This is a genomic window from Snodgrassella alvi, from assembly GCF_002777855.1.
Lineage (GTDB): Bacteria > Pseudomonadota > Gammaproteobacteria > Burkholderiales > Neisseriaceae > Snodgrassella > Snodgrassella alvi_E.
The window spans coordinates 198,215-222,776 of record NZ_MEIK01000015.1; the positions used below are offsets into that span (position 1 = coordinate 198,215).

Sequence of the window (24,562 nt, forward strand, 5' to 3'; positions counted from 1 at the left end):
TTCTACAATCTAAATAAGCCTAGCTGTATTATTGAGCTGTAAAACAGTTTGTTAACGAAACGGATGCAGATGCAGACTCTTACTCTAACCAGACCAGACGATTGGCACCTTCATGTGCGTGATGGTGCAGCTTTAAAAGCAGTGGTGCCTTTTAGTGCACGTCAAATGGGGCGAGCGGTGATTATGCCTAATCTGAAGCCGCCGGTAACTACTGTTGCTGCTGCGCTGGCTTACCGTGAACGGATACTAGCCGCAGTACCGGCCGGCAACGGTTTTCAGCCACTGATGACTTTATATCTGACCGACCAGAGCACGCCAGCGCTGATTCGTGAGGCCAAAGCCGCCGGTATCATAGCGTGTAAATTATATCCAGCTGGTGCTACGACCAATTCCGCTGCCGGTGTCAGTGATTTATGGGCTCTGCTGCCTGTACTGGAAACCATGGCCGAAGTAGGTATGCCTTTACTGGTGCATGGCGAGGTAACCCATAGTGAAGTTGATATTTTTGACCGTGAAGCGGTGTTTATTGATGAGTTGTTGCAGCCATTACTACAATGTCTGCCTGAGCTGAAACTAGTATTTGAGCATATCACAACCGCCCAAGCTGCTCAGCTGGTGGCGGCAGCAGGTAAGAATGTGGCTGCTACGGTAACGCCACAGCATCTGTTGTATAACCGTAATGCTTTGCTGGTAGGAGGCATGCAACCGCATCATTATTGTTTACCGGTACTTAAGCGTGAAAATCATCGACAGGCATTGATACAGGCAGTATGTGGCCCACAATCTCATAAATTTTTTCTTGGCACAGACAGTGCGCCGCATGCGCAGACGCATAAAGAATGTGCCTGTGGCTGTGCCGGAATATTTAGTGCTTTTGCCGCTATTGAGTTGTATGCTGAAGCATTTGAGCAGGCCGGCGCACTGGATAAATTACAAGCTTTTGCATCGGAAAACGGACCAGCATTTTATGGTCTGCCACGCAATACGGATACCATTACACTGGTAAAAACCAATCGCTCGGTACCGGCATATTACCCATATGGCCATGAGCGTTTGGTGCCACTACGTGCAAATAGCACAATTAGCTGGACACTGGTGGAATAGGCGCTTATGCAGAAATTAGAGCAGACACTGTCCGCTACAGTGCATCAGACTCAAATACGAGTACGCGGTTTTCATGTGGATGTATACCGGCATGTTAATAATGCACGATATCTGGAGTTTTTAGAGGAAGCGCGCTGGGAATATTTTGATACGGCTGGGCTGACGCCATTATTGGCTGAAGCGGGCTGCGGGATGGCAGTGATTAATATCAATATCAGCTATCGACATAGTGCTGTGTTTGGCGATGATTTGCTGATTGATACTGCTTTCAGTAGGGTGCATTCGCGCAAGGTCGAAATAAGCCAGACTATCTTTTTGAAAGATACTGGCCAGACTGTTGTTCAGGCATTGGTAACGTTTGTTGCATTCGATCAGCAAAATAATAAGGCAGTTTCTTTTCCTGCTGCTATTTTGCAACGTTTCAAAACGCTAATGCTACATGATTGCATCCAAAAAAACCCTGCTTAAAGCAGGGTTTTTTTCTGGACTGAATTATCAGGCTTTGCCGTCTGCTTCGCGCAGCATGGCATAAATTTCATCTTTAAGACGTAATTTTTCCCGTTTTAGTTCATCCAGATTTTCCAGCCCGCTGGTTACCGGATTGTTGGTCAGGCCGGTGATTTTATCATCAAGACGGTTGTGTTCTTCAAATACATTAGCAAAATGAGTGTTTTCCGCCTTTAATTTGCTAATTAGGTCACGATATTCAGGAAACATATAACATCCTTTACAGTTTGGTAAAAATGATTTTTATTATTTTGCATTCATTATAGCTTAAGGTATATAAGATTTCGCTAGTAATGGCAAAAAAAGTAACGATGGCATGTTAAACTGACACAATAACACATACGGGAGTTTACAATGTATAAACGCTTAATGGGATGTTTAAGCGCATTTATTCTGGCTCTGAGCCTGAGTGGCTGTGGTTATAACACCATGCAGTCTCAGGATGAGGCCGCCAATGCTGCATGGTCTGAAGTGCTGAACCAATATCAGCGGCGTGCCGATCTGGTGCCTAATTTGGTGAATACAGTTAAAGGCTATGCTAAGCATGAGCAGCAGGTGTTAACTGAGGTAACCAATGCGCGGTCGCGGGTGGGCAGTTTGAATATGACGAGCAGCGATGCCGATGATCCTGCAAAAATGCAGCAGTTTTCGCAAGCACAGGGTAATCTGAGTAATGCGCTTAGCCGCTTACTGGTTGTGACTGAAAACTATCCAAACCTGAAAGCAGATCAGAGCTTCCGTGATTTGCAGGCACAGCTGGAAGGTACTGAAAACCGCATCGCTCTGGCTCGAAACCGTTATATCCAAACGGTGCAGGTGTATAACACGACCTTGCGTTCTTTCCCGAATAATGTGACGGCGAAAATTTTCGGAATGCATGTGCGGCCAAATTTTGTGCCGGAAAACGAAGCTGCTGTAAAACAGGCGCCTCAGGTGGAGTTTTAAAGCCCGAATAGTGGGGCAAATTGTTTTACAAAGTGACAGCCGGTTCATGAGAACTGGCTGTTTGCTTTTGCTAGGAAGATGTAGATTAGGAATTTTATGTGTAGCATTATTAAATATTAATTTTTTTTATTCTTGTACCAATGGTTACTTCTCGCCGTATAACCATTATCTGCCCTTCACTATAAGTTTTGGGACTATCAAGCGGAACACTATAAATCAAATCATTTTAACCACTAAGTTTGGATTTTTATTATTGTCCTCTTCCTTATTGATGCCTAGTTTAAAAATATAACTTTCTTTTTTAATTAATTCATTAATGTTTTCATCATTAGAATTGTTAGTTTTAACAATAAGTACTTTTAAATGTAGATGATGACTTTCATGTATCCCTTTATATATCTTTTGACCATCACTCTGAATCATGAAATAGTCGGGCGTATCAAACGGCGAATTATCTCTGGCATAATTACTAATAATGGAAGTATTGAAACATATAGACCCAATATTCCGTTCAAAACTTGAGGATTCTATTAAAGGACTTAATGGTAAAATGCGATTTTAGAAATATTTAAATGGCATAAATAATGGTTTTCTGAAGTGGATTATAATGGTTGCTTATTCATAAGAGCAGTGGAGGAAATGCGTGAAAACTTGCCTTGCATATCAGACATACTTAGGGCGCATAAAGAATTTGTTAGAAGCCTAATTTATTTAAAACTTGAAGAGGATTCCTATAAAGCTTCTTTTAACTTGATCACGGCTTAACCAATCCAATTCAGTAAAGAGGTTTCAGTCAAAAAAAACCGCCATGAAGCGGTTAATCAAAAACGTAAAATAAATGAGAATTAATTATCATTTATTTTTTGAGCTTTCAAAAATGCCGGTCTACTCGTCGCTTTTTGAAGATAGTTTTCAAGTTTTTTGTCCAGCGTAATACCAAATGCTTTTGCAAACATTAATCGATGAGATAAAAAGATATCTGCTAACGTAAAGGTATCACCAATGAGCCATGCATTTGTTTCTTTTAGTTCTATCCTAGACAAAACATCAATGGTTTGTTTTTTAAAGTAATTGATAAATTCTGGCCATTGCTGATCTTCAGGAGTAAAAAGTATCTGTTTAGCAAGGCAAGAAAGTGGCGTTTCTAAGTCAGTAATCGAAAAACTGATTAAAGAATTGATGATAGCTTTTTCTTGTAAATTCGCAGGGTATAACGTATTTTGTTTTTTTTCACAAATATAAAGGCAAATGGCCAACGTTTCACTTAATGAAAAACTCCCTTCCGTTAAAAATGGCACTTTACCAAAAGGATGAGGTGATTTGACGACCGCATTATCTGTGTGTATTTCAACCCGGATTGCTTCATAAGGAAGACCTAATTCTTCCAAAGCCCAGATTACAGCCAAAGATCGTGCTCCAGGTGCAGTGTATATTTTCAAGCTTAGTCTCCTTTTAAGAAATCAAATAATCGGTATTGCGTAAAAGTAAGCATTCATTTTTGGTTTAAGTGATCATTTTCTATTGCAGCTCTAGATGATCACCTTAATTGATGACAGATTGTAAAGTAGTTGCTGGATAAAACAAAATCTTTATCTTCTAAGATTTCTTGCAATTTGAATTTACTAATTTAATGCTAATAAATAAAAGGTAGTATTCGGGTAGCAAGATATTAATATAATTCATTAAGGTTTTATCCTTCCCCAAGACGATGCCTCGCAGTAGTGCTAAAAGAACGATTTTGGTGGTTTAGCGATTTGGCGAAATGTAGTTGTATAGATGCGGCATCAGCCGGCTATTTCATCTGCTCTCGGTTTGTGCTTGCTGCTAAGTGTTAAATCCCTACAGATTTTAATTAAATCGTGCTAGCAGAGCCGAATTGATCCTTTGTCTGAAGCCTCTTAGCAAGTGCTGCATTGATGGCGGAAACGGCTTGCTATCGGTTATGATTCAGATACATGGTCTAGATACAATTAGATTCTGATTCCGGTTTTACAGTCAGCGGAGACACTCTGCAGTACTGCTTCTAGGTAATGATGATATGAACACTATCCGCTTATCCATCCATAAACTGTTAGTATTTTTTCTAAGCTGCGTGCTTTGTATTATGGCTGCGCAAGCGGAAAATTTGGCGCCGATACCTGCTTTAACTGCGCCGGTGATGGACACTGCAAATATGTTGCAGCAGGATACGCGAGAGGATTTAAATGGACAGTTGCTGGATTTCAGTCGCCAGCATGGCAGTCAAATTGTGATTTTAACTGTCCCTACCATTGCACCGGAAACGCCGTTTGATTACGCCACCAGAGTGATGAATAACTGGCGGCCGGGGCGCATGGGTGTTGATGATGGTGTATTACTGTTGCTGGTGCGTGATGAACATAAAACCTTTTTGGCCACTGGCCGTGGACTGGAAGGTGCTATTCCAGATGTGTATGCCAAGCGTATTCTGGATGATGTGCTGCGTCCGCAACTGCGTGCAGATAATACCGATGGTGGGGTACGACAAACGGTAGACATTCTGGAAAAACTGATTGATGGTGAGAAACTGCCGGCGGTATCACAGCAGCCTCCGCAAAAGCAAAGTTTCTCTGCCATGTTTATAGAAGCAATGATGTTGGTCTTTTTTGGGGGAGCATTTTTAAAGAATATTTTCGGCACTCGGCTAGGCAGTTTCATTTTAGCTTTACTGGTGTTGGCTCTGGGCTGGTATATTGGCTGGAACCTGATTCTGGCCGTTATTATTGCGCTTTTTTCCTATATCGTAACTTATGTTTTTGCCGGAAATGTATTTGTCAGTGACTATTACAATCCACATGATGATAATTTTTGGGGCGGTGGCGGGTCAGGCGGAGGCTTCAGCGGTGGAGGCGGTGGATATGGTGGAGGCGGTGCTTCTGGTAGCTGGTGAAAGCGGCACAGGGTGATGCTGAACAGATCAAAATTCTGAAAAATTATCAGACTCCGCGTAAATTCATGTATAGTTATTTGTCTTACCTTACTATTTACTGATTTTATCAATCGGCTGGTCTACATGTCTAATCTCGGTGCAGGTATCTGTTTATTGCTGTTGTGGTTTTTACCTTTGCTCTTCGGTGCTGGTGGTGTGTTGCTGGATATTATACTGATTATCCTGATTTTGTTTTATTTATTTGCTGCCCACATTGTAGATGATGGTACTGAAGATTCCATTGCAACCGATAAAAATCTCTATGTAGCGGTAATGTTTGAAGTCGCAGGCCAGATATGTGCGGCTAAGGGACATGTCACAGATGAAGACCGTTCATCTGTTTATGCCTTGATTAAAAAGTTGCAGCTTAATGATGAATTGGCCGTTCTGGCGCGCTATGGCTTTAACATGGGGCAACTGAAAAACTATCCGCTTAGAGCTCGGCTGGGGCAGTTGTACCGTATCTACCGAAATGAAAAACGCGCGTTGATGTTGTTTTGTAAACACATGCTTGAGCTGGCGCTGATTGATGGCAGACTGCACAATAATGAACGGCGTATTTTAAATATCATTGCTGATGAGTTTCATATCCCTTACTCGCAGATGCTGATTTTTGCCAGCCAAACTGTGCATGGGCAAGAAAGTGAATATAAGCATTACTGGCAAACTAATGAGCAATGGAAGCAGCAGCGTCAGAGTAAGCGCCAAAAGGAACGACAGCAGCAATCGCGGCAGCAGCAAGAGCAGTACCGGCAACAGCAGCAGAGCAGTCGTCAACAGTATCAGACTGTTGAAGAACCGCTGGGTGGCGATCCGTATCAGGTGCTGGGTATCAATCCCCAAGCCAGTGTGCATGAAATCAAACAGGCTTACCGCCGCCTGATGAATAAATATCATCCGGATAAATTAGTAAAACAAAAATTGTCTGCAAGAGAAATGCAGCGGGCTACCGAGCATACTCAACGTATACAAGCTGCTTATGCTTACGTGAAACAGTTGCGTGGTTTTGTTTAGCTCAAATGATATTCTGCTTTTGTGTATTGATGTTGAATAGCTAATCTATAATTTGGAAATCCGAGATACAGTGTAAATAGGTTATTGGAAGCAAGAAATTTCTGATTCTGAAGTGGTTTTTTTCTAAGGTGGCAACACATATGAAAATCCATTTCTCAGCAGTGTAGTCCTGCCTGATCTTTACTTTGAAGATACTGTGGATATTTTTTAAAAATATTTTGTATGCGCTGGTACCTGATTTTTAACGTGCTGAAAGAGGTAATAAGCTTGATTATATATAAGCATTCAGCCGGTGCAGGGTAGACAGTTGAGCGTATTTATCTGTCTACGGTGTAGAAATAAATATTTCTCAGAATTTGATTTTCCCTGTCTCTGCGTCCACGAAATCAGTTTGAAGTGCTACCATACTGATTCTGAAACTGCGAAAAGAGCGGACAGAATGCGCACGGATAAACTGAGTATGCGAATGTTGCCCCGATTATGGCGTCACTGGACACATCCGCGTCAGCGGGTGAGTAAGTATTTTCCTGAAGCAGTGCTGCACCAATTGACCACACACATTGCCAATTCTGAACAGCGCCATACCGGACAATTACGCTTTGTGATTGAATCGCGTATCAATACGGCCAGTTTGTGTCACCATACAACGCCTCGACAGCGTGCTCAGTATTGGTTCAACAATTTGGGTATTTGGGATACTTCTGCACGTTGTGGCGTTCTGGTGTACGTGCTGTTTGCTGACCGCGCTGTAGAAATTATCGCCGATCGTGGAATAGATGCCTGTGTTAGTGCTGCGCAATGGCAGGAAATATGCACGCACATACTTACGGCTTTTCATCAGCAGAATTATGTGGATGGTTTAAGCCGCGGACTGGAAGAACTAACAGATTTGCTGGTACAGTATTTCCCGCGCACTCAGGCTGGAAGAAACGAACTGGCCGATGATGTGATTTTGCGTTGATATTTTTGGAATAACATGGGGTTAAGTATCTGTGAGTATCCGCAGAATGTATGCTTTCCAGCTAGCTAGTTCTGTACGAAAAGTAATTTCATCTCCGAAGTGATCAGCGACATTCGAAACGATATTTTTACCCAGTGCTGCCACAATAGAAAGAACGCAATAATGGTAATTATTGATATTTATTATCAATAAACTTCTCTGAATTGATATAAATAATTTTTTTTGAATAAAACTTCAATGAAAATATAATTTACAGATTGGTTGGGTTTACAATAAGTTGCGGCTTTAAATGACAGATTGAAACAAAGAGCGCATGTGTGGCCGCTGATAGCCTGTCTATCAGGCGTCACAACAGCCAGAATAAACTCATTGCTAAAATGGTTATTCTGGCTTCATTTTATTTATGATTACTTTGTGGTTTGTACCTAAAAAATTTTTAGCGTAAGCGTCCGAGAATAATGCTTGGCGCTTTAATTAGCAGCATGATTTCATCGCCGTTTTCCAATTGCATCGTTTCAGCGCTGTGCCGAGTAATACTGGCAGACAAGCTCAGCTCAGCACCTAAATCTACTGTCACAACACTATTCACAGCACCGGTGTCTATCCGGCGTATGCGACCGCGAATTTGATTGCGAGCAGAAAGATTAAAATTGGGAGTAGGGCGAGCCAGTATGATGGCAGAGGCTTGAATCAGTGCCAGCGCATCTACACCCTCTGTGAGCTCCATTTGTTCACAGCTGTGGCGTGTGAGTATGGCCACTAGTTCCTGTCCGCTGCTCAAGCGTAAATGAACTTCATGATTCACTTTGCCTTCTATAACTCGGCTTACTGTTCCAGCTAGCTGATTGTCGGCACTTAAGTCCAAATTCATTCTTTGCCACAGGCCATAATGGCTATGGTCAGACTCGTTGTGCAGTTGCTGCATCAACTGTTGATGGCGTTGCTGCATGGTGTGGTAATACTGAAGGAAAGCTGCACCATAGGTAGTTAAAGCGCTTTTACCACCGCCCTGTCCACCAGTTTGGCGTACTACCAACGGCTGCGGTGCCAGATTATTTAGCGCGTCAATCGCGTCCCAAGCAGCCTTATAACTCATTGGTACTGCTTTGGCTGCCTGAGTAATGGAACCGAAACGCTGAATGTTTTCGAGCAAGATTATACGTTTGCTGTTTCCCATTCGTTGGCCGTTTATAGTGGGAATCAGCTCGGTATCCAGATTGAATTCATGCATGTCTATGGTTATTGGGAGCAGAATGTAGGCTACCATTATCCATGTGCCAAATAGCAGCGTCAAAAGCAGCGGCATCTGCCGGATCATGGGTAATCAGGAGCATGGGTAAATTTAGCTTCTGCTGCCATGCCGCCAGTTCAGTGCGCATTTGTGCGCGCAATTGGGTATCTAAGGCGGAAAATGGTTCATCCAGCAAAATAGCATGCGGCCGCGCAATCAGTGCACGTGCCAGCGCAACACGCTGACGCTGGCCGCCTGATAAATGTGCCGGATACTGTTCTGCAACCATATCAAGCTGCATGGCGTTGAGCCAGTGTTCAACATCTGCCTGCCGGCTGCGTTTGCGCGGATTGAACAAACCATGCCGGATGCCGCAGGCGATGTTTTGGCGCACATTCAGATGAGGAAAAAGTGCATAATCCTGAAAAACATAAGCTAATCTGCGTTCTTGCGGACTCAGATTGAGTTGCTGCTCACTTTGATAAAGCGTTTTTCCGTTAACAATAATGCACCCCTGTTCAGGCGTCAGCAAGCCGGCAATGGCTTTGAGCATCAGGCTTTTGCCACTACCAGAAGCCCCCATTATTATGGTACGTGGTGCCTGAGTATGTAAGTTGATATTTAGAGTAAACTGGCTGCCATCGGCACGGTGAATGCTTTTCTGGAAATTGATATCTAACATAGTGTCATTGGAGTGAATCATAAATGACCAAGGCGACTTCCGATATGAACATAGCTTTATCTGAGATTTGCTACTGGCACTTTGCCAGACAGCAGTCTGCTGGTTAACAACAATATCAGAATACATACCACCGAAATGATCAGCACCAGCGTATTAGCGAGTTGGTCATCACCGGCCTGTACTGCTTCATAAACCGCAATCGACAAGGTTTGTGTCTGTCCAGGAATGCTGCCTGCTACCATCAGCGTAGCGCCAAATTCTCCCATACTGCGTGCAAAAGCAAGTAATACGCCGGCCAGAATACCGCGCCAAGCCAGTGGGAGAGTAATGCGCAGAAAAACGCCGACATTACTGATGCCTAATACACGACCCGCTTGCTCCAGCTGCGGGTCCAGACTATCGAATGCAGCACGTGCCGGTTTAAAAACCAGTGGAAACGAAACCACCGTTGCAGCCACTACTGCGCCTTGCCACGTAAAAATCAGATTGATGTCCAAATATTGCTGTAAGAATTGGCCGATAAAACCATTTTTACCCAGTACGACCAATAAATAATAGCCGAGCACCGTTGGCGGCATCACCATTGGCAAAGTGAGAAGGGTATCCAGCAATTCCCGTCCCCACACCGCTTTGCGCGCAAACAGATAGCCGATACCTACACCAAGAATCAGATTGAAAACTGTAGCCCACAGAGCAATTTTAAGCGACAGGGCAAGAGCAATCCACGCCGCAGCCATTCTCTCTCCTTGCAGGAAGATTTATCGAACTATGATAAAATCATTATTTATTTAGCGCACACTCTGGAAACCATAGCGTTTAAGAATCTGTTGCCCTTTGGCAGAGCGAACAAATCCAATAAAACGGTTGGCTGCAGCCGGCTCTTTAGTATTTATTGTGCGGGCAATCGGATAGCTGATTGCTTTAGTGGTGGGAATAGTAGCTGCTACTTGTACTTTATCCGGCATGATAGCTGCATCTGTGCCGAAAACAAAACCGGCCTCCGTTGACTGATTGGCTACATAGTCCAGTGCCTGCCGCACATTATTCACATTAACAATTTTCGGCTGTACCTTACTCCAGACTTTTGCCTGTTCCATCGCAGCCTGTGCATAACGGCCAGCTGGCGTATAAGCCGGATTGCCCAGTGCAATATGGTGGATACTAGCCTGTTGCAAATCTTTTATATTGCGTATGTTTAAAGTACTGTTTTTAGGGGTAATCAGTACCAGAGTATTATTTACAAAATTAACTCGGTCTGCTGCTCGTACCAGATTTTTGGCCTGTGCCTGATCCATAGTCTGCTGGTCTGCCGATGCAAATACATCTACCGGTGCACCATTCTGAATTTGTTGCAGCAATGAACCTGACGCGCCAAAATTCAGTCGCACCTTATCTTGTGGATATTGTTGTTGGTACGCTTTGGCAATGTCATTAAATGCATTGGTCAGACTGGCGGCAGCGGAAACGGTGAGGTCGGCAGCCAAAGCAGTGGTGCTCAGTACGCACATACCAGCAGTAGTTATCAAAGTGCTAAGACGGGCAGAAAGAGAGCGCATAAATTATCCTTAATCTAAAGAGAACTAATATTCCAGCAGGGTTAAAAATTATCTGATTATAAAGTAAAACTGTTTCGAAATATACCTGACTATATAACGAATACTAAATTGCAGGCTGGCTATGCTTCACAGCTTGAATACGAAAAAATTAGATGATTAATGAGTTCAAAGACAAAATATTAATAATTAAGAGAAATAATTAATTAGCGTAATAATCTTGCAATATTTTTTCAATTAATATTTGTATTGTTTAAATTAAAACAATCTTAGCAATACGTAAATAAATAATTTAAATGAAAATTATAATTATTTATTCAAATTAAAAAAAACAGATAAAACCACATAATAGTTTAAATAAGGTATTATAATGGCGTTAAATGTTAGAAATTATAAATTTCTCTCTTATCACAAGCAGGACAGCATTCAGTTTCACTGCAAGATATAAAAAAAATTTAATTAGGAACCAACACACATGAACCTGACAAGACGCCAGTTTTTCAAGGTTACCGCAGCTGGTGCCGGCGCGACAGGATTAGCGGTAATGGGTATGGCACCGGCCACAGCCTTTGCCGAAGTCCGTCAATATAAACTTTTACGCGCAACCGAAACACGCAATAACTGTACTTATTGCTCCGTAGGCTGTGGTACGCTGTTGTACAGTCTGGGGGACGGAGCAAAAAACGCTAAAAAGAAAATATTTCATATAGAGGGCGATCCGGATCATCCAGTCAGCCGCGGTAGTCTTTGTCCTAAAGGCGCTTCCCTGATAGATTTTGTTAACAGTCCCAATCGGGTTTTGCATCCGCAAGTGCGTGAAGCAGGAACCAACGAATGGAGAGACATTAGCTGGGATGAAGCACTGGACCGCATCGCCCGCCTGATTAAAGACGAGCGTGATGCCAACCTGATTGCAAAAAATGCTGACGGCGTCACTGTAAACCGGCTAGAAACAATTGGCATGCTGTGTGCTTCAGCCAGCTCTAATGAAACCGGTATTCTGACACAGAAATTCATGCGCTCGCTCGGGCTAGTAGGCACAGATTCTCAGGCACGTGTTTGTCATGGTCCTACTGTATCCGCACTGGCTGCTACATTTGGCCGTGGTGCGATGACCAATACTTGGACCGATATCCAGAATGCAGATTTTATTCTGGTAATGGGTGGCAATGCTGCCGAAGCGCATCCTGTTGGTTTTAAATGGGTAATCGAAGCTAAAAAACAAAAAGGTACCAAGCTTATCGTTTGTGACCCGCGCTTCAACCGTACCGCATCCGTAGCCGACCATTATCTGCCGATACGCTCCGGTACGGATATTGCTTTCTTGGGCGCAGTAATCAACTGGCTGATTAAGAATGATAAAGTGCAATGGGAATACGTTAAAAACTATACCAATGCTGCTTTTATTCTTGCTGATGATTATGGTTTTAACGAAGGACTATTTTCCGGCCATGCTGATTACACCAGTGCAGATGGACGTCCGACACCCGAAGCAGCGCCGAAAGGAGCCAAGGGCGGCGCTGTCTACAATAATGCTAGCTGGACTTATGAGCTGGACGAAAACGGCTTTGCCAAAACCGACCCAACCTTAGAAAACCCGCGTTGTGTGTGGCAGGTCATGAAGCGCCATTATGCCCAATACACACCGGAAATGATGCACAAAATTACTGGCACACCAATAGAAGACTTTTTGCTGGTTTGTCAGGCTCTGGGTGCCACTTCAGCTAAAAATAAAGCTGGTACGATTTTATATGCATTAGGCTGGACGCAGCATACCTATGGTTCGCAGAATATCCGTACCATGGCCATGATTCAGCTCATTCTTGGCAATATCGGTATGCCCGGCGGTGGAGTGAATGCTCTGCGCGGCCACTCCAATATTCAAGGATTGTCAGACCTTGGCTTGCTTTCCACCAGCTTGCCGGGCTATCTTAGTCTGCCAAATGAAAAGAAAAATCCTACTTTTGAAGACTACCTGAGCGTACAGACACCGAAAGCAATGCGCCCGGGGCAGCTCAATTACTGGAGCAATACGCCCAAATTCATGGTTAGCCTGCTCAAATGGTTTTTCGGTGACAAAGCCACCAAAGAAAACAATTGGGGCTACGATTGGCTACCAAAGTGGGACAAAATGTACGATGTCCTCCAAATGGCGGAAATGATGTATCAGGGGCAGATGCATGGTTTGCTGGTGCAAGGGTTCAACGCCATGGGTTCTTTCCCAGATTCCAATCGTATCGTCGAAGCCTTCTCCCGCCTCAAATGGATGGTGGTGATGGATCCACTGAACACGGAAACAGCCACATTCTGGGAAAATCACGGCGATGCGCATAATGTAGATTCCTCTTCCATTCTCACCACAGTATTCCGTCTGCCGGTACCGTGTTTTGCCGAAGAAAACGGCTCTATTGTTAATTCTTCACGCTGGTTGCAATGGCACTACGCCGGCGCAGAAGCACCGGAAGATGCTAGAGCTGATTTGGAGATTTTGGCCGAGTTACATCTGCGTATCAAAGCCTTGTATGAAAAAGAAGGCGGAAAAGTTCCCGAACCGATTATCAATCTGAGCTGGCCGTACAAAGTAGCGCATTCGCCCACACCGGAAGAAATGGCACAGGAATCCAATGGCTGGGCATTGGCCGATATCAAAGACGAACAAGGCAATATTATTGTGCCCAAAGGTGGGCAGCTAGATAGTTTTGCTCAATTACGCGATGATGGCAGCACCGCCTGTGCATGCTGGATTTTTGCCGGTTCATGGACCAAAAACGGAAACCAGATGGCTCGGCGAGACAATAGTAATGCCGGTTTGGGCAATACCCCCGGCTGGGCATGGGCGTGGCCGGCCAACCGCCGCATCCTGTATAACCGTGCTTCCTGCGATCCATCTGGCCAAGCGTGGGATCCCGAACGTAAACTGATTCACTGGGATGGCAGCAAATGGGTTGGTGCTGATGTAGCCGACTACAAAGCTGATCAGGCGCCGGATACGGATATGAATCCGTTTATCATGAATGAAGAAGGTGTAGGCCGTCTGTTTTGTACTAAAAAATTGGTGGATGGTCCATTCCCGACATTCTACGAACCCACGGAATCGCCAGTAGGTAAAAATTTACTGTATCCCAAAGTTCTCAATACTCCCGCTGTACGCCTGTTTGACAGCGTAAAAGAACGCATCGGAAACAAAGACGAATTCCCTTGTGTTGGTACCACCTATCGCCTTACTGAGCATTTCCAGTTTTGGACCAAGTCTGTGAAATTGCTGATGATTGCTCAGCCAGAACAGTTTGTGGAAATCAGCGAAGAACTGGCAGCACAAAAGAAAATTGCCAAAGGTGATACCGTTAAAATCAGTACCAAACGCGGCTGGGTAGAAGCCAAAGCCGTGGTAACCAAACGTTTGCGCCCTCTGGACATCAACGGCCAGACCGTGCATCAGATTGGTATTCCCCTGCATGGTGGCTGGGTGAATGTTGGTGAGAAAAAACAATTTCTCATCAATACACTCACACCATTTGTCGGTGACTGCAACACTCAGACACCGGAATACAAAACCTTTTTGTGCAATATCGAAAAAGCGTGAGGGGAATAAATCATGGCTTTACAATCATTAGATATTAAACGGCGTTCGGCCACTAATCAGCTCACGCCGCTACCGCAGGCTCGTAAGCCCATAGAAATTGCCAAACTTATAGATGTTTCTACTTGCATCGGCTGCAAGGCTTGTCAGGCAGCTTGTTCCGAATGGAATGACATTCGCGACGAAATTGGTACTAATCATGGCGTTTACGATAATCCAATCGACCTAAGCGCTGATAGTTGGACCGTTATGCGCTTTTCAGAAACCGAAGAAAACGGCAAGCTGGAATGGTTAATTCGTAAAGATGGTTGCATGCACTGTGCCGATCCTGGCTGTCTGAAAGCCTGTCCTTCTCCAGGTGCCATCATTCAATATGAAAATGGTATTGTAGATTTTCATCAGGAAAACTGTATTGGCTGTGGCTACTGTATTTCCGGCTGTCCTTTCAATATCCCGCGTATCTCCAAAAAAGACAACCGTGCCTACAAATGTACATTGTGCTCCGACCGTGTGGCTGTGGGACAGGAACCGGCTTGCGTGAAAACTTGTCCTACTGGTGCCATACATTTTGGTAGCAAGGAAGACATGAAGTTTTTGGCTAGTGAACGCATCAAGGATTTAAAACAGCGTGGCTTTGAAAAGGCCGGACTTTACGACCCGCAGGGAGTAGGCGGTACCCATGTAATGTATGTTTTGCATCATGCCGATAAACCCAGCCTGTATCACGGTTTGCCTGATAATCCGCATATCAGTACCACAGTTAAGCTATGGAAAAGTATGCTTAAACCAATAGCCGCCTTTGGTATTGCCGCCGCCGCTTTTGCTGGCTGGCTACATTACATTACCATTGGTCCTAATCGTCCTGATGATGATGAACAGGAAGTTCTGAATCGTGATGGTGAAATCCTCGAAGACAAAGGCGACGCATAATGACAAAAAAATTATTAATTCAGCGCTATAAAAAATCCGAGCGTTTTAACCACTGGGTTGTGGCCGGCTGTTTCGTACTGCTGGCCGTATCCGGTCTTGGCTTTTTCTATCCCTCTTTTTTCTGGCTCACTGAAGTATTTGGCTCTCCGCAGCTGGCGCGCATCTTGCATCCGTTTATCGGCGTCATTATGTTTTTAGGATTTTTTATCCAGTTTTTCCGCTATGTAAAACATAATTTTTTCGAGCGTGACGATATCAAATGGATGCTGGGTATTAAGCACATCCTGCTGGGTAAGGAAATCGGCGATACCGGCAAATACAACGCCGGACAGAAATGCATGTTTTGGCTGATGACGATCAGCATGGCGCTGCTGTTTATCAGTGGCCTGATTGCGTGGCGGCAGTTTTTCTCCGGCTATTTTCCTATTTGGGTAGTGCGGATTGCCTTGCTGGTGCATTCGGCTTCTGCCATTTTGTTGATAGTTGGTATCATCATCCATGTGTATGCGGCTCTGTGGATAAAAGGCACCATTCCCGCTATGGTTGAAGGTGTAGTGACGCAGGAATGGGCGAAAAAACATCATCCGCGCTGGTATCGTGAAATGATGGCCAAAAAAGCCGCCAAAGCGCAGCAAACATCTACCACGCAAAGTAGCGAATAAAACGCGTGCCTTTATGCAGCTAGCCTGTCTGGTGACATTATTAAGACAGGTAAATATTGATTCTCTAATCTGTCCTGAAGAATATTCAGGACAGCTTCTTAGCACTACTTCCTGCATGTAGGGACCTAAATCCCATGATTCACACTCCAGCCGAAAGCCGTACTGTCTGGGTAGCTCAGGACGGAAAATGCAGCAGCATCTGTGACGATATCAGTGCCGAAATCCCAGTAGCACTGGTTTATAACGGTATATCCCACGTGGTACTGATGGCTACGCCGGCTAACATTGCCGAGCTAGCTCTCGGATTCAGCTTTAGTGAAGGTATCATTGAAAGCAAGGAACAGATCTACGCCATTGAAATTAGCGAACAACAGCATGGTTTGGTAGCAGACATTGAGCTGGCCAGTGCAGCTTTTGCCCGCCTGAAAAACCGGCGCCGGCAGATGAGTGGACGCAGCGGCTGTGGCTTATGTGGTCTCGACAGCCTCGCTGCCGTACAGCCGGCAATTACCCCTATAATACGTTCAGTGAATCTCGAATTTAGCAAAATAGGCGCTGCTTTGACCGATTTTAACCATCACCAACGCCTGCGCGCGCAAACTGGTTCCGTTCATGGTGTGGCGTGGGCTGATGGTGATGGCACAATTGTAACCGCGCGTGAAGACATTGGCCGACACAATGCTTTGGACAAACTAATTGGCTGGGGTTTGCAAGCAAAAGTGGATTGGAAGCAGGGTTTTGTGGTATTGTCCAGTCGCGCTAGTTTTGAAATGGTAATGAAATCAGCAATTACCGGTATCGGGTGTATCGTGGCTGTATCTGCGCCCACCACCTATGCCATTGATTTAGCTCACAAGGCTAATATCACGCTGGTGGGTTTTGCGCGTCATCATCGCCAAGTAATTTATACCCACCCTCAATTTTTTTCATCCTTAACGCATACATAAAACTAAAAATAATAGGGTATACTCTATTGTTTTTGTTTCGCTTGTAAGACTGAATAAGAACTATATTACCAATTACTGTAAGGACGACTATGTTATCGATTATTAAACGATATAGCCGTAATTTGGCCTGGCAAATTCTCTTTGCCCTGATTATGGGGGTAGCAGTGGGATTGTATCTGCATACCTTTTCAGATCCGTCTCACCCATACTACAAAACCTATCAATCTTGGGTAGTCAACGTATTACAGCCTATGGGCGATATTTTTATCCGCCTAATTAAAATGATTGTTTTGCCGATTATTCTTAGTACCCTCACACTTGGTATTGCCGGACTGGGTAATTCCAAAAGTCTGGGTAGACTAGGTGGCAAAACCATTCTCTATTTCGAAATCATTACCACCATTGCCATTGGCGTGGGTCTGCTGTTTGGTAATTTGTTTCATCCAGGCAGTGGTATCGATATATCTAATCTGCAGCACAGCAACGTTACCCAGTATGTGCAGAAAAGTGAAGCGCTGGCCGAAAAGCCGCATGGCCTTGTTGTCATGATTCTGGATATGATTCCGCATAATATCTTTGATTCACTTAGCACCGGCGAAATCTTACCTGTAATCTTTTTCTGTGTATTCTTTGGTTTGGGATTGACCAAACTGCCGGATAATCAGCGTTTGTTTTTCTCTGATTTTCTGAAAGTCATTTCAGACGTGATGTTTAAAATCACGAATATGATTATGCGCTATGCGCCAATTGGTGTGTTTGGCCTCATGACAGTAACCATCAGCAAATTCGGTTTCGGCTCCCTGATACCGCTGATGAAGCTGATTCTGATTGTATATTTGGCTATGATTGTGTTTACGCTGGTGATACTGGGTGGTGTAGCCTATTTCTGCCGCTTTAACATTTTCACCATCATCAAAATTCTTAAAGATGAATTGATTGTGGCGTTCTCAACCTCCAGCTCTGAAACAGCGCTGCCCAAAATGATTGAGAAAATGGAAGCCTATGGTGCGCCTAAATCCATTACCAGCTTCGTTATCCCGACCGGCTATTCGTTTAATCTGGATGGCTCTACCCTGTATCAGAGTATTGCGGTAATTTTTCTGGCTCAGCTATACGGCATTTCCCTGTCTGTGACCGACCAGATTATGATTGTCATTACCCTGATGGTGGCCTCTAAAGGTATTGCTGGTGTACCGGGCGTATCCTTTCTGGTATTGTCTGCCACGCTGGCCACTACTTCCATACCATTGGAAGGTTTAGGCTTTATCCTTGGTATAGACCGTATTCTGGACATGGGTCGCACCGTTGTAAACGTAATCGGTAATGCACTGGCTTCACTGGTTATTTCGCGCTGGGAGCATGATTTCGATGATGAAAAAGCGCGTGCCTATGAAAAAACATTGGGCATCAAATAATTCATTTTGAGGCACTAAAAAGGTTCAGAGACATCTGAACCTTTTTTTATATACGACAGAGATTCAGACGAAACAGGTATATGCTGTACTGCAATATTTCTACTGGCGTTGTTTGGCCGATTAGATTCTAGACACAGCGGTAAAACCAGACAAAAAGCATGTTTTTAGTTAAACTTGGTTATTTTGATTCTTAATACTAGCTGTTTAACGTTAGCAATGGTTACGCAGCTATCATTCACATAAACAAAGATACATGAAAACACAAGCAACACCGGAAGCCATACAGGCTCAGCCATTCTTCCATATCCCGTTTTGGCAGCAGCCCGCTGCTGATATTTTCAGCCAGCGTGCCTTGCGCCTAAACGAACTGGCCGCTGAAGACAGTAGCGATTGGCAGCCATATTTGCTGTTGCTGGCAGAGATATGTACAGCTCAGCAAAGTTTACTAGAGCGTTATACAGGGGCAGACTGGGTATTGCCTGCCACTGTTGAGGAAGATTTACCACTCACACCGGCTTTGCTGAGTGAGAATCGTGGCTTAGCCGACCAGCTGTTTACTGATTTATATGCTTTGCTCCACGAGCAGTTGTCACCTACGGCGGTACAAGTATGGCAGGAAATATTGCATCTTAGCAGCGAGGAGCGTATCCGGTTGTGCCAGCTGGCAATCAATCAGCAGCTAGGTCTAGCACAGCAGGATTATCAAATATGGTTGAACGCTGTTGTACAGATTCTCTACACATTGGTGGCAAGAAGACTAGCAGCAGACACAGTAAAACCATGCCCAGAACCTGGATTTTGTCCTTGCTGTGGTACCGATGCCGTTGGTGCTGTGATAATCGGCCATGGTGAACTTGAAGGTTTGCGCTATCTATGTTGTGGCCTGTGCAATAGCCGCTGGCACAGTGTGCGCGCTCGCTGTAGCTTCTGTGATAATAGTCGTGATTTAGGTATACAGCGTATAGAGCAGGCTACAGAAGGTGTTCTGGCTGCAACTGAAGCAGAATGTTGCCCCAGCTGTAATGCTTACCGTAAACGTTATCGTCTGGCTAAACAGCAGTATGCTGATCCAATAGCAGATGATCTGGCTTCTTTGATATTGGATATGCTTCTGAGTGATGAAGGCTGGCAACGTGGTGGAGCCAATCCATTTTTACTGATGGGAAAGATACCTAAACATTAAAATTAATGATAAGCTCTTTAATTATTTACCTTTATTGAAAATAATAGATTTAAACAGTCAATTTGGACGATCAATTTCAATAAGACATTTATTAGCCGGAACCGTACGTGAACATTTATCTGTATATAGAAATTAGATTAAATGACCAAATTTGAGAAATTTTTTTTTATGGCCATTGGGCCATTTATAATCATGCTGGGGATGTCTTGTTTAGTACATTCCATAGTTGATAAGCAAAAATTTTATATTTCACTACAAAATAAAGCTAAATATCTATTGAGTCTGAATTGTAAGCTTAAGAAATGTGTCACTGAAGGACAAATAATATATAGTTATTCAGAATATTCAACAAATAATAATAGTAAATCTCTTAGGGCACCTATTTATCATTATCGTTATTACTTTGAAGTAAATGGTAAAACTTATATTAATGATAATCTACGGGTATTTAGCGAGGGCTATGCGCTCACTAGAGGCAGAATGCGATATATCCCTTCAAGTGAATGGGATTCGAATCAATATTCTGCAGAAAAAATCATTTATGATCCTTATAATCCGAACATAAATTTACCTTTGGAGTATGCGAAAGTATTGCCGGATATACCTAATCCTTATGTTATATATGAAGATTTATTGTGTATTTTGCTTGGAATATATTTTACCGTAATTTGTTATAAGGATAAAGGAATATTAAAACGATAGTGAAATTTAATCAGTTTTTTAAATTGATTAAGTAACCATATTTTATTATTTTTTAAAGTATTTCAATAATATGTAATCTGATATATTAGATCTTTATTTTATTGGATACATTAATACAAATATATATAGATGTGCTATGTTTTCAGCAAACGATAAGAAGCATTTTTAATACTCTGCTATAAATGTAAAAATTGGACTAAAAGACTTTTAATTTTAGTAGTGCCAAATTCTAATTGTTTAGAAAGCTTTAATGCTTTTCATAACTTATGTATTGTTTGCTTTTAAAAAAGGGTCTAATCAACCTAAAGATAGAGAATTTATTTTTTTATCATTCATAGGTCAGGCAAGAATAAAATTTCAAGCTATAGAAATAAATGTTTGAATTTTGGTAGGCTAAATTCAATTTCAATCTGAATATAATTCAATTGCTCGAAATTAAATTAAAAGCCTGTATTTTCCACAGGCTTTTGAAGTTTTCAGTAGAGTAAATAATTTATATGGGATGTACTGTCAGCCATTGCCCTTGATGAATATCAGTTTGCGGTGGAATATCGATTAAAACTTGAGCATTTACGCAACTAGATAGCATATGTGAGCCTTGTTTATCCAGAAGCTGAACTTCAGGACCATTTTTGGTAAAGCATAGGGTACCACGTAGAAACTCTCGTCTTTTCTGATGATTTGGAGCGATGCTGAAGGCTGCTTTAGCCTGATAGCATGCGGGTAGGGATTGCTGAATAGGGCGGCCGGCGGCGGTTTGTAGTGCTGGTAGTCCCATTAGTTTGAAGGTAACGAAGCTGGCCACTGGATTGCCGGGCAGGAGCATGACACGGCATAGGTCGATTGTGCCCCATCCAAAAGGTTTACCGGGTTTTATTGCGAGTTTCCAGTGCTCGATGGTGCCCAGCTGCTGTAAAGCTGGTTTAACCAGATCGCGGTCGCCAACTGAGGCGCCTCCGGAAATGATAATACTGTCGCTGTCGGCTGCTGCGCGGGCGAGGGTATCGGTAATGATGTCGAGCTTATCCGGCAAAATGCCGCCATCAATAACCTCGATAAATGCATACTGGCGCAAACAGGCTAGCAGCATTGGCCGGTTGCTGTCGTATATCTGATGCTGCTCGAGCTTGTAATTGCCGCTTACCAGTTCATCGCCGGTGGTGAATACGCTGACGCGCAGTTTGCGGTACACTGGCAGTTCACTGGCACCTTGTGAAGCTGCTAGCCCGATGGCCTGAGGGGTAAGCAAAGCACCTTCCGGTAGTAAAACAGTGCCCTGTTTTAGTTCTTCGCCTTTACGGCGTATGTTTTCACCAGTATTAACTGTATGGGTGCTGGTAAGAATGTTGCCATTGACGCTGGTTTTTTCTTGCATGATAACGGCGTCAGTTTGAAGCGGAATGCCGGCGCCGGTGTAGATGCGCATAGCCTGTCCGTGTTGCAAGGTCTGTTGCCGGCTGTCTCCAGCCGCAGCTGTGCCAATAAGCTGCCATTCTGTGCAGTCCAGTCCGCACACGGCGTAGCCGTCCATGGCACTGTTGTCGAAAGCTGGCGCATCGGCCGTGGCAATAAGCGTCTGTGCCAAAATGCGACCGGCAGCCTGATTCAGTGTTACAGTCTCGCTATCTACTACGCGGACGGTCTGTTGTAGCAGGGTTTCCTGTCCCTGATAAAAATCCATCATGATGTTGTTACTCCGCAGCGTAGTCAGATAAACATGGCGCTGCTGTTGTAGTTGGTAAAAGGGTGGCTGTTGGCAAAGGTAACGATAGCATGGCGGTAGGGTTGAATAATAGAGCGCATGCTGTGTGAGCCGTTGCTGTGCAGTTGTTGTTGAATAGCTGTTAAATGATGCCGGCGCATCTGGCAGACAATGGGATGCAGATTGCTATTGTCTGCGGCACAAACGATATCCAGCTCTGGCTGTTGATACAGTGTCTGAGACAGGCCGTTAATAATCTCAGCGCTTAGAAAGGGCAGGTCGCAAGGTACTATCTGCACATATTCGATGTGTGATGGTAAGGTTTGCGCAGCGCTGACTATACCGGCCAGTGGTCCCATTTGCTGATAGTCAGGTAGATCGGTACAGACGGGATATCCGTAGCGGCTCAACTTGTCGATATCGCGATTGGCACTAATAATGATGTGCTCGCTACAATGGTGCATCTGTTGTAGAACAAGCGTGAGCAGAGGTTGTCCGTTAAGTGGCAGTAGTGCTTTGTTGGCTCCGCCAACACGAGTACCGAGTCCGCCGGCCAGTATAATCAGGCCAAGCTGAGCATTTATTGCCATGATTGCTTACGCTGTTGGTCGCTGTGTTTCATTTCTACCCAATGCTGTTTACCATTGGCAAAACATTCTTTTTTCCAAAATGGTGCTTCGGTTTTAAGATAATCCATGATGAAGTGATTGGCCTGATAAGCATGTTCGCGATGGCCACTGGCGGTAAGGACAAGTACGATTTGAGCGCCTACGGGCAAGTCGCCGATGCGATGAATCACGCAAACATAAGGCAATGTCCAGCGTTGTGCCGCCTGTGTGATGATATTGCTGATTTCATTCTCTGTAACTTCGGGCATGTGGGTGAGAAAAAGGTGGCTGAGAGGCTGCTGCGGATTGTCATTACCTCGCACTTTGCCAATGAAGCTGACGACAGCTCCGCAATCTGGTGCACTGGCTTCTGCCAGTGCCAGTTCGTGGCTGAGATTGAAATCTTCTGTCTGTATTAGAATCCTTGTCTGCATATCAGCCTCCGGTTACTGGTGGCAGCAGTGCGATGCTGTCTCCGTCCTGTAGGCTGGTATTGCCATGCCGGATAACGTTATTGACGGCAATTTTGTAAACATTCCCCTCAGCCAGTACCTGTTGCCAAGGTTTGCCGCGCTGACGTAGGTGGGAGAGAAGGGTATTAGTGTCGGTAAAGTTTAGAGGAAGCTGTTCCTGTGCCAGACCAAGCTCTTCGGCAAAGCGTGCCAGATAAATCACGGTAATCATGAAGCAAACATATAACAATCAATAATGGTTTATTATGCCGTTTTTTTTCCTGCTGTGGCAGATGGCTGCTGTTGATGCAATTGTATTTATGCAGAAAAATAATATAAAATAGCTGTTTTTTCTTAAGTTTTCTAGAAATTTGCCATTGCGGGAATAATATTCTGTATCAGGCACTTACTTTACTCATGCTGATTGACCGCTTCAACAGACGTATTGATTATCTGCGCATTTCGGTAACGGATAAATGCGATTTACGCTGTACTTATTGTATACCGCAAGGATTTACAGAATTTGAAAAGCCAGCAAACTGGTTGTCGTTTGCGGAGATTGAGCGGGTGGCCGGAGCTTTTGCGCGCATGGGGGTGTCGCGGTTTCGGTTAACCGGAGGTGAGCCGTTGCTGCGAAAAAATTTGCCTGAACTGGTGGCGCGGCTGGCAGCATTGCCAGGGGTAGAGGATTTGTCTTTAACCACCAATGGCACGCAGCTAAAGAAATATGCTTCTGATTTGCGCCAGGCAGGGCTCAATCGGCTGAATGTTAGTCTTGATTCCTTGCGACGAGAATGTGTGCAGGAGATATCCGGCAAAGATAGTTTTGATAAAGTAATAGACAGTTTGCAGGCGGCACGCGATGCTGGTTTTGAACGGATTAAAATCAATATGGTGCCGCTGCCCGGCGTTAATATTGCTGATATTGACGATATGGTGGCGTTCTGTATTGAAAACGGCTTTATTTTGCGCCTGATTGAGGTTATGCCAATGGGTATGAGCGGACGTAAACTGGAGTATTTCAATCTGCTCGAACTAATTGAAAATCTGCGGCCAAAATATCAATTGCATGAGAGCCAGCGTGTTTATGGTGGCGGACCAGCTAAATATTGGGAAAGTGTTGATGGTCGTTTTACGCTAGGGTTAATTACACCGCGCTCGCAGCATTTCTGTGCTACCTGCAATCGGGTGCGGATGTCGGTTGATGGTACGTTGTATCTGTGTCTGGGTCAGGATCAAAGTATGGCTCTGAAGCCTTTGCTGGCTGCAAGCTGTAGCGATGAGCAATTAGAAGCAGCCATCCGGCATGCAGTGGATTTAAAACCGGAAAAGCATGAATTTAATGAGCAGCCGGATAAGATTGTGCGCATTATGGCCAAAACAGGTGGCTGATACTGAAGTTACGCCCTAAAAAAACCCGCTGGTTTAGCGGGATTT

The 24,562-nt window shown here is 44.1% G+C and carries 25 protein-coding genes; 14 read left to right on the top strand and 11 right to left on the bottom strand.

Going from position 1 to position 24,562, the window contains the following annotated elements:
- Positions 1–69 precede the first annotated feature (69 nt).
- Together pyrC and BHC43_RS01665 are read left to right on the top strand one after the other, a co-directional pair.
- On the top strand, positions 70–1,104 hold the full coding sequence (gene pyrC / locus BHC43_RS01660) for a dihydroorotase (RefSeq protein WP_100156312.1): 1,035 nt from the start codon (positions 70–72) through the stop codon (positions 1,102–1,104).
- A 6-nt stretch (positions 1,105–1,110) separates the two neighbouring features.
- On the top strand, positions 1,111–1,572 hold the full coding sequence (locus BHC43_RS01665) for an acyl-CoA thioesterase (protein ID WP_100156313.1): 462 nt from the start codon (positions 1,111–1,113) through the stop codon (positions 1,570–1,572).
- A 27-nt stretch (positions 1,573–1,599) separates the two neighbouring features.
- Here the strand turns inward: BHC43_RS01665 and BHC43_RS01670 are convergent, their stop codons facing one another.
- Complete coding sequence (locus BHC43_RS01670; protein WP_100139789.1) at positions 1,600–1,821, bottom strand: YdcH family protein; 222 nt, start codon at positions 1,819–1,821, stop codon at positions 1,600–1,602.
- A 144-nt stretch (positions 1,822–1,965) separates the two neighbouring features.
- Here BHC43_RS01670 and BHC43_RS01675 point away from each other — a divergent pair, with 144 nt between their 5' ends.
- On the top strand, positions 1,966–2,556 hold the full coding sequence (locus BHC43_RS01675) for a LemA family protein (protein ID WP_180295865.1): 591 nt from the start codon (positions 1,966–1,968) through the stop codon (positions 2,554–2,556).
- A 216-nt stretch (positions 2,557–2,772) separates the two neighbouring features.
- Here the strand turns inward: BHC43_RS01675 and BHC43_RS01680 are convergent, their stop codons facing one another.
- Entirely contained in the window at positions 2,773–2,979 is a 207-nt protein-coding gene (locus BHC43_RS01680; protein ID WP_100156314.1) for a hypothetical protein, read from the bottom strand.
- Between the two features lie 422 nt (positions 2,980–3,401).
- Positions 3,402–3,995, bottom strand: a complete 594-nt coding sequence (locus tag BHC43_RS01685) for a glutathione S-transferase family protein (protein ID WP_100156315.1) — start codon at positions 3,993–3,995, stop codon at positions 3,402–3,404.
- 599 nt (positions 3,996–4,594) lie between these two features.
- On the opposite strand from BHC43_RS01685, the gene BHC43_RS01690 reads away from it, so the two are divergent.
- The 3 genes from BHC43_RS01690 (at position 4,595) to BHC43_RS01700 (ending at position 7,478) form a co-directional block, all read left to right on the top strand.
- A complete protein-coding gene (locus tag BHC43_RS01690; RefSeq protein ID WP_100156316.1) occupies positions 4,595–5,464 on the top strand; it encodes a TPM domain-containing protein in 870 nt (289 codons plus the stop codon).
- Positions 5,465–5,587: 123 nt separating this feature from the next.
- Positions 5,588–6,517: a DnaJ domain-containing protein gene (locus BHC43_RS10945; protein ID WP_100156317.1), complete on the top strand. Its 930-nt coding sequence runs from the start codon at positions 5,588–5,590 to the stop codon at positions 6,515–6,517.
- Between the two features lie 439 nt (positions 6,518–6,956).
- On the top strand, positions 6,957–7,478 hold the full coding sequence (locus BHC43_RS01700; protein ID WP_257377957.1) for a TPM domain-containing protein: 522 nt from the start codon (positions 6,957–6,959) through the stop codon (positions 7,476–7,478).
- A 436-nt stretch (positions 7,479–7,914) separates the two neighbouring features.
- Here the strand turns inward: BHC43_RS01700 and BHC43_RS01705 are convergent, their stop codons facing one another.
- From BHC43_RS01705 to modA, 4 genes are read right to left on the bottom strand one after another with little or no spacing between them, the layout of a single operon-like run.
- Positions 7,915–8,745 carry a TOBE domain-containing protein gene (locus tag BHC43_RS01705; protein WP_180297402.1) on the bottom strand — a complete coding sequence of 277 codons (831 nt, stop codon included), beginning with the start codon at positions 8,743–8,745 and terminating at the stop codon, positions 7,915–7,917.
- Positions 8,702–9,412, bottom strand: coding sequence for a sulfate/molybdate ABC transporter ATP-binding protein (locus BHC43_RS01710; RefSeq protein ID WP_257377958.1), 711 nt, complete (start codon positions 9,410–9,412; stop codon positions 8,702–8,704). The genes BHC43_RS01705 and BHC43_RS01710 overlap by 44 nt, the downstream gene beginning before the upstream one ends.
- A 35-nt stretch (positions 9,413–9,447) precedes the next feature.
- Positions 9,448–10,128: a molybdate ABC transporter permease subunit gene (gene modB / locus BHC43_RS01715; protein WP_100139795.1), complete on the bottom strand. Its 681-nt coding sequence runs from the start codon at positions 10,126–10,128 to the stop codon at positions 9,448–9,450.
- Positions 10,129–10,179: 51 nt separating this feature from the next.
- Positions 10,180–10,947, bottom strand: a complete 768-nt coding sequence (modA, locus tag BHC43_RS01720) for a molybdate ABC transporter substrate-binding protein (RefSeq protein WP_100156319.1) — start codon at positions 10,945–10,947, stop codon at positions 10,180–10,182.
- Between the two features lie 472 nt (positions 10,948–11,419).
- Here modA and fdnG point away from each other — a divergent pair, with 472 nt between their 5' ends.
- The 7 genes from fdnG (at position 11,420) to BHC43_RS01755 (ending at position 20,363) form a co-directional block, all read left to right on the top strand.
- A complete protein-coding gene (fdnG, locus tag BHC43_RS01725) occupies positions 11,420–14,527 on the top strand; it encodes a formate dehydrogenase-N subunit alpha (protein ID WP_100156320.1) in 3,108 nt (1,035 codons plus the stop codon).
- 12 nt (positions 14,528–14,539) lie between these two features.
- Complete coding sequence (gene fdxH / locus BHC43_RS01730; RefSeq protein WP_100139798.1) at positions 14,540–15,454, top strand: formate dehydrogenase subunit beta; 915 nt, start codon at positions 14,540–14,542, stop codon at positions 15,452–15,454.
- Positions 15,454–16,116, top strand: a complete 663-nt coding sequence (locus BHC43_RS01735) for a formate dehydrogenase subunit gamma (protein ID WP_100139799.1) — start codon at positions 15,454–15,456, stop codon at positions 16,114–16,116. The genes fdxH and BHC43_RS01735 overlap by 1 nt, the downstream gene beginning before the upstream one ends.
- Positions 16,117–16,250: 134 nt before the next feature.
- Entirely contained in the window at positions 16,251–17,063 is an 813-nt protein-coding gene (gene fdhD, locus BHC43_RS01740; RefSeq protein ID WP_100156321.1) for a formate dehydrogenase accessory sulfurtransferase FdhD, read from the top strand.
- An 89-nt stretch (positions 17,064–17,152) separates the two neighbouring features.
- Complete coding sequence (locus BHC43_RS01745; RefSeq protein ID WP_100139801.1) at positions 17,153–18,478, top strand: cation:dicarboxylate symporter family transporter; 1,326 nt, start codon at positions 17,153–17,155, stop codon at positions 18,476–18,478.
- Between the two features lie 253 nt (positions 18,479–18,731).
- Positions 18,732–19,661 (top strand): formate dehydrogenase accessory protein FdhE, encoded by a 930-nt coding sequence (locus BHC43_RS01750; protein WP_100156322.1) that lies wholly within the window; start codon positions 18,732–18,734, stop codon positions 19,659–19,661.
- A gap of 141 nt (positions 19,662–19,802) precedes the next feature.
- Positions 19,803–20,363, top strand: coding sequence for a hypothetical protein (locus BHC43_RS01755; RefSeq protein WP_100156323.1), 561 nt, complete (start codon positions 19,803–19,805; stop codon positions 20,361–20,363).
- A gap of 493 nt (positions 20,364–20,856) precedes the next feature.
- Here BHC43_RS01755 and BHC43_RS01760 read toward each other — a convergent pair whose 3' ends face one another.
- From BHC43_RS01760 to BHC43_RS01775, 4 genes are read right to left on the bottom strand one after another with little or no spacing between them, the layout of a single operon-like run.
- Complete coding sequence (locus tag BHC43_RS01760; protein WP_100156324.1) at positions 20,857–22,047, bottom strand: molybdopterin molybdotransferase MoeA; 1,191 nt, start codon at positions 22,045–22,047, stop codon at positions 20,857–20,859.
- Between the two features lie 23 nt (positions 22,048–22,070).
- Positions 22,071–22,655, bottom strand: a complete 585-nt coding sequence (gene mobA, locus BHC43_RS01765; protein WP_100156325.1) for a molybdenum cofactor guanylyltransferase — start codon at positions 22,653–22,655, stop codon at positions 22,071–22,073.
- Entirely contained in the window at positions 22,646–23,107 is a 462-nt protein-coding gene (locus BHC43_RS01770) for a molybdenum cofactor biosynthesis protein MoaE (RefSeq protein ID WP_100156326.1), read from the bottom strand. Before BHC43_RS01770 ends, mobA begins: the two co-directional genes overlap by 10 nt.
- Before the next feature lies 1 nt (position 23,108).
- Positions 23,109–23,357, bottom strand: a complete 249-nt coding sequence (locus BHC43_RS01775; protein ID WP_100152289.1) for a MoaD/ThiS family protein — start codon at positions 23,355–23,357, stop codon at positions 23,109–23,111.
- A gap of 185 nt (positions 23,358–23,542) precedes the next feature.
- Between BHC43_RS01775 and moaA the strand changes: the two genes are divergently transcribed.
- A complete protein-coding gene (moaA, locus tag BHC43_RS01780) occupies positions 23,543–24,517 on the top strand; it encodes a GTP 3',8-cyclase MoaA (RefSeq protein ID WP_100156327.1) in 975 nt (324 codons plus the stop codon).
- The last annotated feature ends 45 nt before the right edge of the window (positions 24,518–24,562 follow it).